Origin of the sequence: Komagataeibacter xylinus NBRC 15237, assembly GCF_001571345.1 — a bacterium.
In the GTDB taxonomy this organism is placed as follows: domain Bacteria; phylum Pseudomonadota; class Alphaproteobacteria; order Acetobacterales; family Acetobacteraceae; genus Komagataeibacter; species Komagataeibacter xylinus.
Genome location: NZ_BCTP01000051.1, coordinates 1 through 18,395 on the forward strand (window position 1 = coordinate 1; position 18,395 = coordinate 18,395).

An 18,395-nucleotide genomic window follows, 5' to 3' on the forward strand; every position below is an offset into this window, starting at 1 on the left:
CCTCAATCAGGCGGGTTTTTTGTTGCCTAAAATTCCCTGCAGGATGCGTATAGGATGCAGATGGGAGTGAAACTCCAGCGTAGGTTGGGCTGAAATCGGGGTTCTTCACGATTGCGTGATGTCTGTCCCTAGCCTCGTTGCTCAGTGGAAATCGCGCGATCTGACGACGATACGCTCGCCGGTGGAAGCGTTGGCATGGGGGCTCTCCGTAGAGGAGCGATTACCGACGTCCGCGAGCAGCCCGGAAAGGTCGGTGATCTCCTTCGCGACCAGATGCACGACGTCACCTTCCTTCTGGAGCATGCCTGTCACCGCCAGCATCTGCCCGCCCAGTACCACGCGCCGGTTCGCATCGAATAGATCCGGCCAGATGATGACGTTCATGTTGGCCGTCTCGTCCTCCAGGGTCATGAACACCACGCCTTCGGCGGAGCCCGGTCGCTGCCGGACCAGCACCAGCCCCGCCACGGTGAGACGCTTCCCATCCTTTGCCGCCAGCGCCTGCCGACAGGACATGATGTCCCTGGCCTGAAGATCCTTGCGTAGGAAGGTCAGGGGATGATCCCGCAGGGTAAGGCCAAGCCGGTTGTAATCCCGCACCACCTCGGCCCCGTCGCGCATGGGTTGCAGCAGCACATCCGGTTCTTCAGCTTCCCGCGTTACCTGGGCTGCCGCAAACAGGGGCAATGGTTCATCGCGCAGAGCCTTGATCGCCCAGAGAGCCTCGCGCCGTGCCAGCCCGAGCGAAGGCCGGAACGCATCCGCTTCGGCCAGATGGGTCAGAGCTGCCGCCTTCACACCGGCCCGACGCCACAGGTCATCGATCGAGGTAAACGGGCGCGAGGCTCGCGCGGCAACAATCCGGGCCGTATCGTCATTGGCTAGTCCCTTCACCAGACTCATGCCCAGCCGCACGGCAAATCGGCCATTGTAGCTTTCCGGTCCTTCCAGCGTGCTGTCCCAGCGTGAGGTATTCACACACACAGACCGGACCTCCACGCCGTGCTCACGCGCATCACGGACAAGCTGCGCCGGCGCATAGAACCCCATCGGCTGGCTGTTCAGGAGTGATGCCAGAAACACATCGGGATGGGTGCATTTCATCCACGACGATGAATAGGCCAGAATGGCGAAACTGGCCGCGTGGCTCTCGGGAAATCCGTAAGAACCGAAGCCCTCCAGTTGCTGGTAGATCCTCTGAGCGAATTCCTCATCATACCCGTTGGCGCGCATGCCATTGATCAGGCGTGTCTGAAACTGCGAGACGGTCCCAGTATTCTTGAAGGTCGCCATGGCCCGACGTAACTGATCGGCCTCGGCGGCGGTAAACCCCGCGCAGATCATGGCGACCTGCATCGCTTGTTCCTGAAACAACGGGATCCCGAGCGTCTTTTTCAGAACCTTTTCCAGTTCAGGTGTCGGATAGTTTTCCGGCTCGATCCCTTCGCGCCTTCGGAGATAGGGATGCACCATGTCCCCCTGAATGGGGCCGGGGCGGACGATCGCGACCTCAATGACGAGATCGTAGAACACGCGTGGCTTGAGCCGTGGAAGCATGGACATCTGTGCCCGGCTCTCGATCTGGAACACACCGATCGTGTCAGCCTTGCGGATCATGGCGTAGGTGCGCGGATCTTCAGCCGGGAGGGTCTGGAGCGTGAAGTGCTGGCCCTTGTGTTCGGCCAGAAGGTCCAGCCCCTTTTTCATGCAGGTCAGCATGCCAAGCGCAAGGATATCGACCTTCATGAATTTCAGGACGTCGATATCGTCCTTGTCCCATTCGATGATCTGGCGCTGTTCCATCGAGGCCGGCTCAATGGGCACCAGTTCATCCAGCCGGTCATGCGTCAGCACAAAACCACCGGGATGCTGTGACAGATGGCGGGGCACGCCGATCAGGCAACGTGCCAGCTCCAGTGTTAGGCGGATGCGCCGGTCGGACAGGTCAATGCCGGTGTCATTGAGGGCCTCATCATCCAGCTTGCGCCCCCAACCCCAGATCTGGCCAGACAGCGTGCGGATCAGATCCTCCGGTAGTCCCATGACCTTGCCGACGTCCCGCAAGGCCCCTTTGGCACGATAACGGATCACCACTGCTGTCAGGGCCGCCCGGTCGCGACCGTAATGCTCATAGACCCACTGGATAACCTGCTCGCGTCGTGCGTGTTCGAAATCGACGTCGATATCCGGCGGCTCACCCCGCTCTTCGGAGACGAAGCGTTCGAACAGCAGCGAGTTGCGGGCCGGATCGATGGCAGTAATGCCGAGCACGTAGCAAACGGCAGAATTGGCCGCCGAGCCACGGCCCTGGCAGAGAATATCCTGAGAACGGGCATAACGGACGATGCTGTTCACCGTCAGAAAATACGGCGCATACTGCATCCGCCCGATCAGGCCGAGTTCATGGCAGAGCGTTTCCGCCACGTCATCCGGTACGCCATCCGGATAGACGGAACGGGCTCCCTCCCAGGTTAGCGCCTCCAGCGCCTGCTGCGGGGTCTGGCCGGGCACGGAGACTTCATCGGGATACTGGTACGCCAGATCATCAAGTGAGAAGCGGCAGCGCTCCACGATGTCCATGGTGCGAGCCACCGCTTCGGGATAACGGTTGAACAGCCGGGCCATTTCCTGTGGCGGTTTGAGATAGCGGTCGGCATGGCGCTCGCGGACAAATCCCGCCTCATCGATCGTGGTGTTGTGGCGGATGCAGGTGACGACATCCTGCAGGATGCGACGGTCATGGGTGTGGAACAACGCGTTGTTGGTCACGACGGTCGGCACGCGGGCCTGGTGCGCCAGGTTCGCCAGTTCGTAGAGACGCATCTGGTCATTGGGGCGGCGCAGTAGCGTCAGCGCCATGTAGGCCCGGTTAGCAAAGGCCTCTTTCAGCTTGCGCAGATGCAGGGCGCAGGCATCATCCGCCGTGTCCGGGATCATGACGACGATCAGGCCTTCGCCCCAGGCGACCAGATCCTCCCGGAGCAGATGGCATTTTCCTTTGCCGGCTCGGGCCTTGCCTATGGTGAGCAGTCGGCACAACCGGCCGTAAGCCGCGCGGTCGGTCGGATAGACCAGCACCGCCGGAAAATCGGCAAGGTCGAGGCGACAGCCGACGACCAGCCGGACGCCGGTAGCCTTCGCCGCTCCGTATGCCTGCACCATGCCCGCCAGGGAATTGCGGTCACAGATCCCGAGCGCCTCGATCCCAAGCACTTTTGCCTGCTCGAATAACTCGATGGGCGACGAGGCCCCGCGCAGGAACGAGAAATAGGTCGTCACCTGCAGTTCGGCGTAATGCGGCGCCAAGTCGTTCATCCGAAAATCCCGTGCAGGAACCAGCCCTGCGAACCCGTTTCGCCATGCTCGCCGTCACCGGCCCGGTAGAGCCAGAACCGCTCGCCGCTGGTGTCCTCCACCCGGAAGTAATCCCGGGCGATAGTCAGTTCGGCATCATTCTTCCACCATTCGCCAAAGACACGCTCCGGCCCGTCGGCGCATTTCACTTTCCGTCGCACGCCCCGCCAGATGAAGAACAGCGGTGGCTGATCCGGCAGTTCCGCCATGGCCTGCACGGGTTCGGGCCGCGCCAGCAGGCGTGTTGGACGTGGCCAGTGCTCGGGCCAGTCCTTCGTCTCCTCGGGCGCCAGCGCGGGCACGCGGCAGAAGGAGCGTTCGGGCAGGTCGCTTTCCACCGGAGCAAACCGGTACAGCGCCTGCGTGCCGACACGGTTGGCCAGCGTGTCGATCAGGTCGGACACATCGGCCTCTTCCTCGGCGATCAGGGAGGAGACGGTCTGCCGCCGGTCCATGAGTTCGGCCAAAGAGGCGATCAGCACCATGCGTTCGATCCCAAAGCCCGGATTGATGGTTTCGATCTTCTCGCACAGCAGCCGGGTCAGGCGCTTGACGTCGCGCACCGGCATGGCCGTGGCCACCCGGATCGCCTCGGTGCGGCTGTCCACCCGATGCAGCAGCAGGTCGAGACGCCGCACGCCCTGTCCACGCTCGTCCAGTCCCTGACACAGCAGCGGCACCAGCTTGCCGATGTAGCGGGCAATGGTCTCCGCAGCCCCGATGGGTTCAGCGAAGTTCCGGCTGACCTCGACCGGATCGACCGGGCGGACTGGTACGATGGCCTCCCCAATGCGCCCGAACGCCTGATCCAGCCTGCGGGCCACATCCGGACCGAACCGCAGGGCCAGAGGGGCGCGGGGCATGGCGGCTAGTTGCCCGATGCGGGATACCCCCAACGTGGCCAGCCCCTCGATAATGGTGGAGGGCAGACGCAGTGCTTCAACCGGGAGATCGGCCAGAGCAGAGGCTGTTCCGCCTGAGGGCACAATGGCAATCGGTGCCCTACCATAGCGGGCGATGGCGTGCGCGGCGCCCCATGTGTCCGCCACCACAGCTTTTGCCCGAAAGCCGGCGCCCGCCATGCGATGAACCATGTCCTTGAGCATGGGGAGTTCACCGCCATGCAGATGATCCGCCCCCGTCGTGTCGAGCACCAGCCCGTCCGGCGCATCGACGGCCACGATGGGCGCGATACGGTGCTGGAACCACAGGGCCAGCTTTTCAAGACCCAGCCGGTCACCGTCGGGATCAGCGTCCATCAGCACCAGATCGGGATAGAGCGCCTGGGCCTTGGCTACCGGCGTGCCGGGGCGCAGCCCCAGCTTCCGGGCGGCGAGATCGACCGACAAGACAACTCGACGCCGTCCTTCACGACCGGCCAGTGCCAGCGGCACTTCAGGCGCTGGCGCGTCTTTGCCCAGCCGCTTCCTGATCCGATCCGTCGGCCAGAGCGGCAGGTAAAGAGAGACGACCCTTGCCATCACAGGCCTCCACTTCAAAATCGGCACATTCGCCTGCGCGGGCGCGGATCAGTTCCAGCAACCAGCGCGGTCTTCCGACGCCGGGAACCGGCAGCGGGACGGATGGCAGGACGGAGACCCGCCAGCGTGTGACGGAAGCTGTGGGTTGGCCGAAATCCGCCGCATCCGTTTGCCGCCGCCAGCGTCGGATGGCGATGCCGAGGGAACCGGACGTCTCGGCCGCCAGTTGCAGACGGCGTGAGGCCGTCATGGACAGACGCGCCACCTCGGCAACTACGGCCCCAAGGCCGCCATGCCGCAGTCCTTCCTCGAAACAGGCCAGCACATCGACGTCCGAGCGTGCCTCGACATAGATGGTTCGCCGTGCCGACAGACCGACCTGCTTCAGGGAAGGGGCAAATACATCCTGGCGGGTGACGATCCACAGCACCTTGCCGCGCGTACGGGCCGCAATCCCGGCGCAGAACTGTCCGGCCGCCGCACTGTGCAGGGCATCATTCCCGCCGCCCGCCACCTCGTGCAGCGCTCCCAGCGCCAGCCCCCCGCCCGGCAGACGCGCATCGATCTCGCGCACGCCAAAGGGCAGCATCTTACGGCGTCGGTCGCTGTGCCCTTCGAGACGGCTGATCGCGGCCCGCAGCGTCTCCAGACCGGGTTTTTTATTGAGTTCAGCAGTCATTTCACGGCTCGATGTCCCTTGTGCAGGCGCATTTCATGATTATATGTTCGTGATTTGTTCTGATGCGGCGATGGAAGTCAATGCAAATTCGCACTGCCTCAGGCATGATGCAGGACGCATAACCACCCGGAATTATTGGTGAAGGTAGCTTAAGGAATTGAATTCAGAGACTTCTCCCGCCTCAAACGGCGACGATTATCTGTCCCGTCTGAATGACGCGCAGCGACAGGCCGTCACGCACGGGACCGGAGTCTCGCCGGGCGGGGCGGATTCATCCCCGCTGCTGGTCATCGCCGGGGCCGGATCGGGCAAGACCAACACGCTGGCCCATCGGGTCGCGCATCTGATCGCATCGGGCGCCGATCCGCGCCGCATTTTGCTGCTAACCTTCTCGCGTCGGGCCAGTGTCGAGATGACGCGGCGCGTGGAGCGGATCTGCAAAACAGTGCTCGGCGACAAGGCTGGTCCTCTGGCCAACGCGCTGGCCTGGGCCGGGACGTTTCATTCCATCGGCGCGCGGTTGCTGCGGGAATATGCGCAGCAGATCGGCATGGACCCAGCCTTCTCGATCCATGACCGGGAAGATTCTGCAGACCTGATGAATCTGATCCGGCATGATCTGGGCTTTTCCAAAACCGAGAAGCGTTTTCCCGGCAAGGGCACGTGCCTTGCCATCTATTCCCGTGTGGTGAATTCCGGCGCGCCGCTCCCTGATGTGCTGCTGAAGCACTATCCGTGGTGCGCCGGCTGGGAAGCTCAGCTCAGACAGCTCTTTGCAGGCTACGTCACGGCGAAGCAGGAACAGGGCGTGCTGGATTACGACGACCTGCTGCTGTGCTGGGCGCAGATGGTCAGCGACCCGGTTCTGGCCGCTGATATCGGCGGCAAATGGGATCATGTGCTTGTCGACGAGTATCAGGACACGAACCGGCTGCAGGCAGACATCCTGCTCGGGATGAAACCGGACGGACGCGGGCTGACGGTGGTGGGTGATGACGCGCAGAGTATCTATGCCTTCCGGGCCGCGACCGTGCGCAACATCCTCGATTTTCCCACGTCCTTCGATCCCCCCGCCTGCATCGTGACGCTGGACCGGAATTATCGCTCGACAAAGCCCATTCTCGATGCCGCAAACGCGGTAATCAGCGAGGCAGCCGAGCGATTCACCAAGGATCTGTGGACCGAACGGGCTTCGGAGGAAAAACCACGACTGGTCACCATCTGGGACGATACTGCCCAGGCAAACTATATCGCCGACCGGGTGCTGGAAGAGCGTGAGACCGGGACACCAATGAAACAGCAGGCGGTGCTGTTCCGGGCCTCGCACCACAGCGGCACGCTGGAGGTGGAACTGACTCGGCGCAACATCCCGTTCGTGAAGTTCGGTGGCCTGAAGTTTCTCGACAGTGCGCATGTGAAGGATGTGCTGGCCCTGCTGCGTTTTGCCCAGAACCCGCGCGACCGCATCGCAGGCTTCCGGATATTGCAGCGTCTGCCGGGTGTGGGGCCGACCTCAGCCCGGCGCGTACTGGACACGATGAGCGAGAGTGCCCATCCCTTCGAGGCTTTGAGGGATGTCAAAGCCCCGCAGCGCGGTGGCGAAGCCTGGACGGGGTTTGTGAACCTGCTGACAGCCCCTGGCAGCCAGCAGGTCGGCTGGCCGGGCGAGATCGCGGCTGTGCGTTACTGGTATGAGCCACATCTGGAACGGCTGCATGAGGACGCGTCCACCCGTCTGGCCGATCTGGTGCAACTGGAGCAGATCGCCGGCGGTTATCCCTCACGGGAAAAATTCCTGACCGAACTGACGCTGGACCCGCCGGATGCCACGTCCGATCAGGCCGGCGTGCCGTTGCTGGATGAGGATTACCTGATCCTCTCGACGATCCATTCCGCCAAGGGGCAGGAATGGACGAAGGTGTTCGTCATGAACGCGGTGGATGGCTGCATTCCGTCTGATCTGGCGACCGGCGAGCAGGACGATATCGAGGAGGAACGCCGGCTGCTCTATGTCGCCATGACGCGGGCGAAGGACAGTCTCGATATCATGGTGCCGCAGCGTTTTTACGTGCATGGCCAGCACAGCAGGGGTGACCGGCATGTCTATGCCTCGCGGACGCGCTTCATCGACCGGGACATGCTGCCTTTGTACGAAGCCGTGTCATGGCCAGTCGTGAAACCGGAAGAGCAGGAAAGGCAGGACGCGGTGAAGTCGGTACGGATCGATATGGCCGCCCGCCTGCGTGGTATGTGGTCGTAAGGGAGCAACGCGGATGTGTAATCTCTATTCCATGACCTCGAACCCGCAGGCGATCCGGGAGATCGCAAAAGTTCTTGAGGATCGCACGGGGAATCTCCAGCCATTGCCCGAGATTTACCCGAACACGATGGCGCCGATTGTGCGGAATAGCGAGAATGGCCGTGAACTGGTCATGGCGCGCTGGGGCATGCCGACACCGTCCGGTTACCTCAAGGGGCATAAGGTCGATCGCGGCGTCACCAATATCCGCAATCCGACCTCGACATGGTGGAAACGCTGGGAAGACATGCAACATCGCTGTCTGGTGCCGCTGACGGCGTTCTCGGAACCGGAGCGTCTGCCTGACGGGAAATCGCGGCCGGTGTGGTTTGCCCGCAGCGACGGAGAACCACTGGCTTTCTTTGCCGGGATCTGGTGCCGGTGGACGTCCGTGCGGAAACTGGCTGACGGGGAAACGACGGACGACCTGTTCGGGTTTCTGACCACCGAGGCAAACCGGGAAGTTGGGGCGATCCATCCGAAGGCTATGCCCGTCATTCTGACACAACCGGATGAACTGGATGTTTGGATGAATGCGCCTGTCGGCGAGGCTTTACGTCTTCAACGACCCTTGTCGGATGGCATGCTTGCTTGTGTCGATCCTCCGCGGCCTTTGGAATGACTGCAACGGGGGGAGAACGGTATGTCGGCTTTGCAGCGCAAACTCTTGGAAGCGGGCACCTCCGCCAATCCCGGGGCGGTTCAGATCGCGAGCGCAGCCGACCGCTCTATGGCGTCCCCCTCCAACGCTGAGGTAACGGACAATCCAGTTGTCGATAGTGCTTGAGTTGCCGTCAAGCCAGCCTTGGGCAGATATGCTGCGAGGCTCGGACACCGGAAACGCGTGGTGCCTAGCCGCCCACGATGGCACCGACACGTCAAATCATCTGGCTTGCGATTCTATAGCACTGAGTGCTATAGAATTTTGCGTGATTTTAACAGCGTTCCGGCAAAGATGAATCGCGATGCGCAAGACGAGTTCACCCGTCATTGAAGCCGTGCACAACACGGCCCAAGGCCTTGGTAAAGCCGGCCCGATTGATCAAGTCACCCTACGCGAAATTGACCCTCTCTGGCCGCCACCAGTGGACCCGCTGGACCCCGCCGAGATTAAGCGCATCCGCGAAAGGGCGCACGTCAGCCAAGCAGTTTTTGCACGCCTACTGAACACGAGTCTTTCAACCGTTCAGAAGTGGGAAACTGGGCAGAAGAAGCCCGCTGGCACTGCACTCAAGTTACTGCATCTAGTTCACCAGCGCGGCCTGGAAGGCGTGACATGATTGCGATGCTCCGGCAACGCTCAATCCGAAAACAAATGTGCGGCCCAGCCTTCGGCAATGAAATTCAGTCCATTGGCGTGCCACCCCTCGACCAACGACCCGCAAGTAAAGGTGATAGCGCATGAACGCAGATATCCTCAAAAGAGTAGTGCGCGCCATTGCCGATGGTTCGCTGTCTGACTTAGATCGGCTTGCCCCCAAAATCGTTGAAGCGGAGCGCAAGTCCGGCCATGTCAGGCTGGCTGAGCAGCTCGAGGCCATCCTCAAGCAACCTAAGACGAGGCGGGTACCCCCATTGCCAGCTCCGTCAACTGACATTCAGCGTACGCTCAAAGAGCTCCCCACGAGCCGGCGTCACGGGGAGCAGCTGGCCACACTTATCCCGCACGACCAGCTGGAGCACCATATGGTGCTGCCCGAAGCCGTTGAGCAACGCTTCGCTCGCATCGAAGCTGAGTATGCGGCAAGGGACCGGCTGCACGTCTTCGGGCTCAAACCCCGCAAAACGGTACTGGTCTACGGCCCACCGGGATGCGGCAAGTCGCTGGGTGCCAAGAGGCTTGCGTGGAATACAGGCTTGCCGCTGATGAAGGTGCGTTTCGACATGCTGATCTCCTCGTTCTTCGGTGAGTCGGCTCAGAATCTGCGGTCTATCTTTAGGAGTGCCCGCGAAAAGCCCTGCGTGTTGTTGCTGGACGAATGCGACTTCATTGCACGTTCGCGCACGGCCTCCAAAGACATCGGCGAGGTGTCACGCATAGTCAATTCGCTGCTGCAACTCATGGAAGAGTACGACGCGCCGGGGCTACTTGTCGCGACCACCAATCTGGAGACCGCGTTGGATCCGGCGCTCTTCAGGCGCTTCGACGATGTGTTTGCCATCCCGCTACCGGAAAAGAACGAGATCGAAAAATTGCTGAAGATAACGCTTTCCTCTTTACAGGTGGACAGAACTATTGCCTGGGAGCCTCTAGTTGCCAAACTCGAAGGCTCGTCGGCCGCAATGGTTGTGAAGGCCGCTCAGGACGCCGCCAAGGCTACCGTGCTAGCGGGTCACCCATCCCTCTCGCAAGACAGGCTACTCAGGGCTGTCGAAGAGTTGCAGCGGCACGACGCCGCTCAACGGGCGTAAGCCATGTCTGTAGCGCATAACTTCGAACATCTGCCGCTTTTGCTCCGTTACAGAGGGCGTGCACGCCTTCGGGGCGGAGGAAAAACCGACCCGCAAACGCAGGCGAATAGAAACGCCCGGCAAGACCACAGCACAGCACTGCAAGGTGCTGCGCAAGCGCTCTCTAGCAACTGGAAAGACCGGCAGGCGCAACGACAAGGTCAAGCACTGCCCGTCATGCCGAACGGCGTCCCCATCCTACTCAAGGTGGATACGGGGCTGGACCTAGATGATCTAAGGAACCGCTTCGATTTCGAGATCGTGGCCGAGCAAGAAGAAGGCTACGTCATCGTCGCTTCGGAAGATATCGACGTGGCGTCGTTCCTCGCGATGGTCAATGGCTTTCCCGTGAATGTTCGTGGCTCAGCAACCATCGCCAGCGTCCATCAGCTGCTCGACGACCCCGACCGGCTGGGCCGCATTTTGTCGGAGCGGCTCTTTGCCGATTGGGGAAACATTGCAGACAATCAAGACTTCATTGTCGATATTGGGATCGCATGTGCTGGCACAAAGGAAATCCCATCGGTGCCGAAGCGCGGCATAAGCGACACCGATGCCACATGGGCCGCAAAAGAGCTTGCCTGGTCCAAAACACGCAACAGTGCCTACGAGACGTGGGATTCGCTGAAGCTCGAGCGCGAAGAACAGATCGAGAGTCTCTGCGCATTCTACCAAGCCGAGATTCTTAGCAACATAGAGGGAGCACCCTTCGATGCGGGTGTGCTGCCCGACAGCTTCACAATCCGACTCAAAATATCGGGCAAGGGGTTCAAAGATTTTGTCCAGAACTATCCGTACATCTTCGAAGTCGTTGAGCCCGAAGATATCGCACTTCCTCAAGCTGTCCCGGGACGAGTAGGTCAAGCCGGTCAGGAGGTCACCCCGACCCCACCGAATGCGGACGCGCCGACAGTCTGCGTGATCGATAGCGGCATTCAGGAAGGACACGTCTTGTTGCAGCCGGCTGTCGATCACGCTGCGTCACACTGCTTCCTGCCTGAGATGGCCGCCACGGCTGTCGCCGACGAAGTTGCGCGAGGGGGACATGGAACAAGAGTAGCCGGCGCTGTGCTTTACGGTGAGGAAGTTCCGAAGGCAGGCACACCTGAATTGAGCTTCTGGATTCAAAACGCACGTGTACTTAATGCGCAGAATTGTATGCCCAACACGCTCTTCCCGCCAGAAGTAATTAGACGTGCTGTTGAGTGTTTCAACGATGGGCCGCGGCAGACGCGTATCTTCAACCACTCTATCAACGCGCGTGGTCACTGCCGCACGCGCTACATGTCGTCGTGGGCTGCAGAGATCGATCAGCTTTGCAACGAACGTGACGTACTCATCGTGCAGAGCGCGGGAAACCTTCCGATTACTGGGATTGCCCCCTTCATCGGCGTTCGCGAGCATCTTGCCGCCGGTCGAGACTACCCTGCCTATCTCTCGGAAAATTCCGTCCGGATCGCCAATCCCGGACAAAGCCTGCAAGCCTTAACCGTCGGCTCTATCGCCTACGACGCCGCAGCAGCGGGCGCATGGCGAAGCTTCACTGTCCAGCCCGACGGGCCTTCGGCCTTCTCGCGGACGGGGCCAGGCATCTGGAACGTCATCAAGCCAGAAGTGGTCTCTTATGGCGGCGACTGGATCCGTACCACCGGTAATCCGCCTGATATCCAAGGTGGCGGCGGCATCCCGACCGCTTGCCCCGAGTTGGTCCGCTCCACCCTGCACGCGCCGGGACCTGCATATGATCGCGACGCAACAGGTACTTCGTTTGCAGCACCCAAGGTGGCTCGTATCGCGGCACAGGTGCAGCAGGTCCTACCCAATGAGCCTGCGCTACTCTACCGCGCACTAGTAGTGCAGTCCGCGCAATGGCCGACTTGGGCCGAAGATCTGCTGACACGACTGCGCAATCCACTCGATAACCTGTCACAAGCAGAGAGAGAAGACCTGCGCACTGCAGCATCGCATGCCCTGCGCTCCCTAGGGTACGGCATCCCTGACGAGGAACGCGCGACGGCAAACACTGATAACCGCACAACCTTCATCACCAGCGGTAGCACTGAGATTCACGCGGCCGAGTGTCACGTCTATCAGATACCGATCCCGGCAGAGCTGCGCCAGCAGGCGGACGAATTCGATGTGCGGATTGATGTCACGCTGTCATATGTGGCTCAGCCTCGTCGCACCCGCCGGAACTTGCGCAAATATCTTTCGACGTGGGTTGACTGGAAGACCAGCAAGCTTGGCGAGGGACTCAATGACTTCCAGGTACGCGCTCTGAAAGATGAAGTGAATAATGACGAACCCTTGCGCGGGTCGACTTTACCGTGGACGTTGCACGAAAGTCCGACATCGGGAGTAATCCGCGGGCACAAGCGCAACAGTGGCACGGTGCAAAAGGACTGGGCCATCGTTCGCTCGAACGCTTTGCCTGATCATTTCTGCATTGCCGTGGTCGGGCATAAGGGGTGGAGCCACGACCCGGACGCGACGGCGCGCTACGCGCTTGCCGTTACTTTCGAAATCGCTGGGCAGGAGATCAGCATCTATGGCCCTCTTCGGACTGCAGTTCTCGAACTGCAAACACAGATCGAATCGGAGATCGAAACAGACGTTGAGATCGAGGTCGAACTGAGCGCTGACGAATGAGGCGAATCACGAATCTAACCCGGACGATGGAAGCGTTCCGTCGCTTACTATCGCTCAAGCGAAGCAGGGCATGGCTGCATTCTATGATCTGGAACCTAAAGCGATCAAGATCGTCATCAGAGGTTAACCCGGAGCCTAGCATTATGTGTGATGATCACGATGAGCGACATTTGCAATACAAGCACATCGAGGATATCGATGCGTCAAGAATGCTACACGTATTCAGGAACATATCTCTGTTCGATGATATGTTCCTGAATATGCAGGCCATGAACATAGCAGTCGTCGATATGTTCATTACTCAGATCGAATATGACCTTCTCAGGGAGTATTTCGAGATCGAGCGAACGCCAACTGATTCAGCGGCTTTCGTGTCAGCACAGTCCCAGATGTGGATTTTCGCCGTATATGAGTTGCTGCGTACATGGCGGGCGCGAGTGATCAAGCTGATGAAATGGAAGGATGAAGGTAAACTCGACGAGCAGATAGCCAGGTTCTCCAAAATAGATAACAGCCTGGTTGATCATATGCAGTTTGAGCATATTGAACGGATGAAGACTGACGCCAATTTCTACGAGAAGGTCAAATCAGATAGGAAAAAAATATTCCCATTGATCAATATGATAGACAATTTACGAGTAAATTTGGCTAAGCACGAGGTTAAAGGCGAGCGTGACATGCGCCCAAGAGCGCCAGGATACGGCAGGATCAATGGATATTGTGGGGCTCTCGATTTCGAGGTCGATATCGGAGATGGATCATACCATGTAATGAACCGGCGAGATATTGCAGATGCGATCCGGGAATTGCAGATCGAAGAGCCATAGACGTATCCCATAATTGGCATGTCCGGTCCCATCAGAGGCATTCTATTCGACAGCCAGATGACCGATCGGATAGAATGGCCCCCAAACCCGACATACAGCATAAACAGAGGTATAATCACGGCAGGGATTACGAGACGCGGCGATGGTGATCAGGATAGAGGAATACGGCGAGTTGCAGGCAATCTTCTGGAACCGTCCGGCCAACGCTGTGCTTTCTGAAAAAGACGCGTTCGCGACGTTTGAAAGCAACTGACGCCAGGACCGACTGCCGCTGTGACAGGGGCTCAACTTACTGTCTGAACCAAAATGAGTTGAGTGATTTCAGAAGGCTGTGATTCATGGGTTTGCAACAACCTGATGAGATCGCGATGTTCGAACGCGCCGGAATTGGCGGAGATCAGCGCCGGCACATCATCTAGCCATGTCCAGTTTTAGGAGAAACAGATCGGCGCATTGGTGTCCGCTAAGAAGGCGACTGCTGATTGTCTGCTCATGAAGTTAATTGACAGGACGAAAGACGATTAGCACTTTCAAGTGAAAGCAATTAAGGAACTGATCGTGTCAAAGAAAATTAGTGGTGCTGAGTATCCTCTTTCTAAAATTTTCTCATCCGATTTTGAGTATGTCATTCCTTCCTACCAGCGGCCTTATGCTTGGACCCCCGATCAAGCTGGCGAACTTTTTGACGACCTGATTGCTTTCTTTCTGGCAGAGCAGGAAGAAGGCTATTTTCTCGGCAGTATTGTTCTGATCAAGTCCGAAGACAGCGCCTATTCGCAAGTGATCGACGGACAGCAGCGCCTGACGACGCTCACCATCCTACTCGCGGCGATGGCTTGTGCTAACGACGGCGAAGACAAGGAAGAGCTTCGTCCTTATATTCTCGAACCAGGCAAAAGGATGGAAGGGATTTTACCGAAGCCCAGACTGTCGCTGCGCGAACGCGATAGAGGGTTCTTTGCCAAATATATCCAAGATTTGCAGCTCGGCGCGCTGATTGCTCTCGATCCGCAATCGCTAGATAACGAGTCTCAGATCAATATTCGTTCAAATGCAAAGCATTTCGTTCAGGCGATTGCCAATGCCCTGCCGACACCGGAGAGACTGCGGAGCTTTGTCACCTTCTTACTCACGAGATGCTATTTAGTGACCGTTTCGACGGCGAGCCAAGAATCGGCTTTTCGCGTATTTTCGGTAATGAACAGCCGAGGTCTGGATCTTCAGCCAACTGATATTATTAAAGCCGATACAATTGGCAAATTGAAAAACGAAAGCGATCGCCAAGCTTATAACGATAAGTGGGAGGAGATGGAGGTCGAGCTCACACGAGACGGGTTCCGAGATCTCTTCACCTACATTCGGATGATCTACGCCAAGGAAAAAGCGAAACGGACTCTACTTGAGGAGTTCCGAACCCACGTTCTTCCAAAGAACCCCGACCCGAAAATTTTTATTGACGACATTCTCGAGCCTTTTGCCGATGCATTGGACGCGATCCGCAATGCATCTTACTCGGCGACTTCTGATGCAGAGAGCATCAACTATTATATCAAATGGCTCCAGCGGATAGACAATTCTGACTGGATTCCACCAGCGATGCTTTACCTCAAAGAACATCGGAACAAGCCAAAGCGGGTCGCACGATTCTTCAAACTGCTCGAGCGCCTTGCCGCATTTATGCATATCTGTCGCTGGAACGTGAATGATCGTATCGAGGTCTATTCAGAACTAATCAACGATATACAGTCTGGTGTCGAGCCTGATGATATGGTGCAATTCGAATTCACAGATGAGAACCACGCAGCGTTTCGCGATGCATTGAATGGCAACATCTATGAACTGACATCGCGTCGGCGCAACTATTTGATCCTGCGGATCGATTCCTTCGTCTCTGACGGTGCTGCCGCCTACGACCCCTCGGTCTTAACGATTGAGCACGTGCTGCCACAGACGGTGCCTGAGAATAGCGAATGGGCGATGTGGTGGCCTAATACAGATGAGCGCAAGGCGTGGGTACATAGGCTCGCAAATCTGGTACCTCTGAACAAGAAGAAAAACTCGGCAGCACAGAATTACGAATTCCGAGCAAAATGCAACATCTACTTTTCGGGCACAAAAAATGTTTCCTCATATGCCCTAACCAGCCAAGTAATGGCGCAGAAAGAATGGACCCAAGCCATCGTCGAAGCGCGCCAACGCCAACTACTCGAAGTCTTATATGAGAAATGGGATATTAAAGACGCCTAGCGCGAGCTTTACCGGTCGGCATTGGAGCTTTTGGTTTTGTTGAGACCAAGTCGGAAATAACGTTTCTGTCATTTCCGACTTGGTCTATTAATGTCCGCTTTCCAGAAGCTTAAACGGCTTCGCTTATGTCTTGAAAGAAGGCGGAAGCGGTTGGTCCGCTTAGCGAGAGTCAAGCAGACAGGAGGGTTCCGCCCTCAAGGCAGACATCGAAGTGGTGGCAGTTTTCCCGAAAGCCGACATTGTCAGGCGCACCGCGATAGACCGCGTTTGGGACCCTGCCGCCGTTCGTCAGTGCGAGTTGAAAGGTCGGGGTTTTTGGATAAAGCTGCCGCTCGCATTGCACAGCAGGGCATCTCAAGAACGAGCAGGCGTGGGCCGGAAGGTAAAGCAGGCAACTGTCGACTGTACATTGATGATAGCCGCGTCAGCGACCCAAGGCGCGATTACACGTACCGGGCCGTCCGGTTCGAGTTCAGTTTTCTCCGGTTACAATGGCAGCGATTGGGGCTATGAGATGGACATGCCCGACGAAACAGTCCCCCACAGCTTCCATGACATCCCGCCCGAGTTGCAGCATTTCCTGATCCGCACCCGTAAGGGCGTCGGCGATTGTTTAAGCACGACCAGCGGGTTTGCCGGCCGAATATTCAGGTTTCAGGCGGGTACGGCCACCGAAACATGCGTCAAGGTCCCGCTCGCGACCCCTGCTACGGTCGGCGAGGCCGCGACGCGCTTCCTGCGCGAACTTCGCCTACAGCGCGCAATGTATTACCATCAGTTCGTCCACTGGCCGTTCGACTTTGACCTAATCGATGATGCGCCGATCGCTTGGTTCCGTTTTTGGGACAGCGACCTAGCCGCTTTGATTGAGGATGATCGCTTCACCTTTGAGGGGCGTCTCGGCATGCTCGCCTATCTCGCCGCCGCACTCGATCACTGCCATATGAAGGGCCTTGTCGCACACCAAGATCTCAAACCCGAGAACGTGTTCGTCCAAGATCTGCGGCGCGTCGCCTCCGGACTGCCGGATGCATCGATTTGGCGCATACCCAAGCTGGCTGACTTCGGCAGCGTAAACCTCGCGAGTGAGTGCGGCGTGTTCGATGGCACTAAAGCATATATGGCGCCCGAGCAGTGGCGGCGAATGCCGCTTGGCCGCCACACGTCCGTGTGGTCGTTGGGGCTCATTGCCTACGAGTTACTTACGTTTGGGCAGCACCCCGTTGGTGAACCGACGCGCCCTTGGCGAAATCGTGCGTCGGGTGTCTTCAACCGGTGGCAGAAGAAGCGAATGTGGCTGAGATGGCTCGATGGCGGTTGCCGGCCGACGGGCACGGTCGGCGATGCAGATCTCGACGAACTGATCCGCCGATGCCTCGACCCTGACCCCGCAGGTCGTCCCGCGATCGCTGGCTTCTCAGCGGCTATACTATCCGCTCTTCGCCAACGCTCATCTGCCGACTACGAGCAGGCGAACTTCCGCATCGTTCATGCGCAAGATGTCAGCAGTTCGAACCACGACTGGCCGTATCTGGACAAGCGTTTCAATTCGGTTGTGGCAGCGGTCGCTGAGCGTTTCTCTGACCCGAGCGTACTCGATCGTTATCTGATCAGCGAGGAGGAAGCCGCTGCGCTAGCTTGAGGGGACCTAGGCGACGTCGCCCGCGAGCTGATAAATTTCCAATCTCTCGTGTCAGGTGGTCAGGCCTCGCGTCACTAGCACTACAGTTGCAGTTTAGTTTGTTCTCTAATTGTTCATGATTTCAATGCTTTTTAGGAGGTTTGAATTTCAGCCGGTCTACATCGCGACAGGCAGCAAATTCTTCACCTATCCGGCCGGGAAAATGAATCGCAACTGTAGTGCTAGCTCTCCGTGTCATCCTCCTGCGAATGCTCTGTCTGCAGCCTCTCGATGGCCAGCAGCGTCTCGGCGCGCATTTTGTCGTGGTCCATTGATGCCCGCTTTACAGAGGTTGCTTTCCATTCCCGGAACGAGGTCGTGAGCTTGATGACCTCTTTTTCAAGACCATCGATAAAGCTAAAAACTTTCTTCTCCCTCTCCGTTGAATTCCGGTCCAGCAGTACCGCTTCAATGTAGGCCAGCGCCGAGGATGGCGGAGCGACGACGTCCAAAATTTCGACATGAGGGCATAGGCCCTGATCGCGGATGTATTGCGTCCTGCCTTCGCTGAATGTCCTGCCCAGCGATGTCGCCGTCAGCCGCTCGAACCTAGCCCTAGTCGATGATGCAGCGTCTGGCCAACGCTTGAAATCCTGCTCAATAGTGAAAGCAAGTTTTTCACCTTCCTTGAACCTGTATTTGAATATGCCAACCGAACCCTCGGGGCTCACTTCAAAGTATTTGCAGAAGCTTGAGTTGTCGTATTCTGTCCATGGCGCTTTTGGGG

General features: G+C 58.3%; 12 protein-coding genes. 8 read left to right on the plus strand and 4 right to left on the minus strand.

Features of this window, described 5'->3' with window-relative positions; all coding sequences use genetic code 11:
• Positions 1-141: 141 nt before the first annotated feature.
• From GXY01S_RS14300 to GXY01S_RS14310, 3 genes are read right to left on the minus strand one after another with little or no spacing between them, the layout of a single operon-like run.
• Positions 142-3,315, minus strand: a complete 3,174-nt coding sequence (locus GXY01S_RS14300) for an error-prone DNA polymerase (protein ID WP_061276152.1) — start codon at positions 3,313-3,315, stop codon at positions 142-144.
• A complete protein-coding gene (locus tag GXY01S_RS14305) occupies positions 3,312-4,835 on the minus strand; it encodes a DUF6504 family protein (RefSeq protein WP_169797751.1) in 1,524 nt (507 codons plus the stop codon). Before GXY01S_RS14305 ends, GXY01S_RS14300 begins: the two co-directional genes overlap by 4 nt.
• Positions 4,750-5,514 (minus strand): ImuA family protein, encoded by a 765-nt coding sequence (locus GXY01S_RS14310; RefSeq protein WP_061276154.1) that lies wholly within the window; start codon positions 5,512-5,514, stop codon positions 4,750-4,752. The genes GXY01S_RS14305 and GXY01S_RS14310 overlap by 86 nt, the downstream gene beginning before the upstream one ends.
• A gap of 157 nt (positions 5,515-5,671) precedes the next feature.
• Here GXY01S_RS14310 and GXY01S_RS14315 point away from each other — a divergent pair, with 157 nt between their 5' ends.
• From GXY01S_RS14315 to GXY01S_RS14350, 8 genes are all read left to right on the plus strand, one after another.
• The gene (locus GXY01S_RS14315; protein WP_061276156.1) at positions 5,672-7,774 is read left to right on the plus strand and encodes an ATP-dependent helicase; all 2,103 of its coding nucleotides are present in this window, start codon (positions 5,672-5,674) and stop codon (positions 7,772-7,774) included.
• A gap of 13 nt (positions 7,775-7,787) precedes the next feature.
• On the plus strand, positions 7,788-8,435 hold the full coding sequence (locus GXY01S_RS14320) for an SOS response-associated peptidase (protein WP_061276158.1): 648 nt from the start codon (positions 7,788-7,790) through the stop codon (positions 8,433-8,435).
• A gap of 343 nt (positions 8,436-8,778) precedes the next feature.
• Positions 8,779-9,093, plus strand: coding sequence for a helix-turn-helix domain-containing protein (locus GXY01S_RS14325; protein WP_061276161.1), 315 nt, complete (start codon positions 8,779-8,781; stop codon positions 9,091-9,093).
• A 121-nt stretch (positions 9,094-9,214) separates the two neighbouring features.
• Positions 9,215-10,225, plus strand: a complete 1,011-nt coding sequence (locus tag GXY01S_RS14330) for an AAA family ATPase (protein ID WP_061276164.1) — start codon at positions 9,215-9,217, stop codon at positions 10,223-10,225.
• A 3-nt stretch (positions 10,226-10,228) separates the two neighbouring features.
• Positions 10,229-12,913 carry a S8 family peptidase gene (locus tag GXY01S_RS14335; RefSeq protein WP_082770892.1) on the plus strand — a complete coding sequence of 895 codons (2,685 nt, stop codon included), beginning with the start codon at positions 10,229-10,231 and terminating at the stop codon, positions 12,911-12,913.
• A gap of 143 nt (positions 12,914-13,056) precedes the next feature.
• Positions 13,057-13,740: a hypothetical protein gene (locus GXY01S_RS14340; RefSeq protein ID WP_061276166.1), complete on the plus strand. Its 684-nt coding sequence runs from the start codon at positions 13,057-13,059 to the stop codon at positions 13,738-13,740.
• Positions 13,741-14,298: 558 nt separating this feature from the next.
• Positions 14,299-15,987, plus strand: coding sequence for a DUF262 domain-containing protein (locus tag GXY01S_RS14345; protein WP_061276176.1), 1,689 nt, complete (start codon positions 14,299-14,301; stop codon positions 15,985-15,987).
• A 520-nt stretch (positions 15,988-16,507) separates the two neighbouring features.
• The gene (locus GXY01S_RS14350) at positions 16,508-17,629 is read left to right on the plus strand and encodes a protein kinase domain-containing protein (RefSeq protein ID WP_169797752.1); all 1,122 of its coding nucleotides are present in this window, start codon (positions 16,508-16,510) and stop codon (positions 17,627-17,629) included.
• 221 nt (positions 17,630-17,850) lie between these two features.
• Here GXY01S_RS14350 and GXY01S_RS18635 read toward each other — a convergent pair.
• A partial coding sequence (locus tag GXY01S_RS18635; RefSeq protein WP_169797753.1) for a hypothetical protein occupies positions 17,851-18,395 on the minus strand: 545 nt, incomplete at its 5' end.

What these genes read in the sequence shown, in the direction of transcription:
- GXY01S_RS14300 (WP_061276152.1), bottom strand. Translation starts at nt 3,315, where the DNA reads ATGAACGACTTGGCGCCGCATTACGCCGAACTGCAGGTGACGACCTAT.
- GXY01S_RS14305 (WP_169797751.1), bottom strand. Translation starts at nt 4,835, where the DNA reads ATGGCAAGGGTCGTCTCTCTTTACCTGCCGCTCTGGCCGACGGATCGG.
- GXY01S_RS14310 (WP_061276154.1), bottom strand. Translation starts at nt 5,514, where the DNA reads ATGACTGCTGAACTCAATAAAAAACCCGGTCTGGAGACGCTGCGGGCC.
- GXY01S_RS14320 (WP_061276158.1), top strand. Translation starts at nt 7,788, where the DNA reads ATGTGTAATCTCTATTCCATGACCTCGAACCCGCAGGCGATCCGGGAG.
- GXY01S_RS14325 (WP_061276161.1), top strand. Translation starts at nt 8,779, where the DNA reads ATGCGCAAGACGAGTTCACCCGTCATTGAAGCCGTGCACAACACGGCC.
- GXY01S_RS14330 (WP_061276164.1), top strand. Translation starts at nt 9,215, where the DNA reads ATGAACGCAGATATCCTCAAAAGAGTAGTGCGCGCCATTGCCGATGGT.
- GXY01S_RS14335 (WP_082770892.1), top strand. Translation starts at nt 10,229, where the DNA reads ATGTCTGTAGCGCATAACTTCGAACATCTGCCGCTTTTGCTCCGTTAC.
- GXY01S_RS14340 (WP_061276166.1), top strand. Translation starts at nt 13,057, where the DNA reads ATGTGTGATGATCACGATGAGCGACATTTGCAATACAAGCACATCGAG.
- GXY01S_RS14350 (WP_169797752.1), top strand. Translation starts at nt 16,508, where the DNA reads ATGCCCGACGAAACAGTCCCCCACAGCTTCCATGACATCCCGCCCGAG.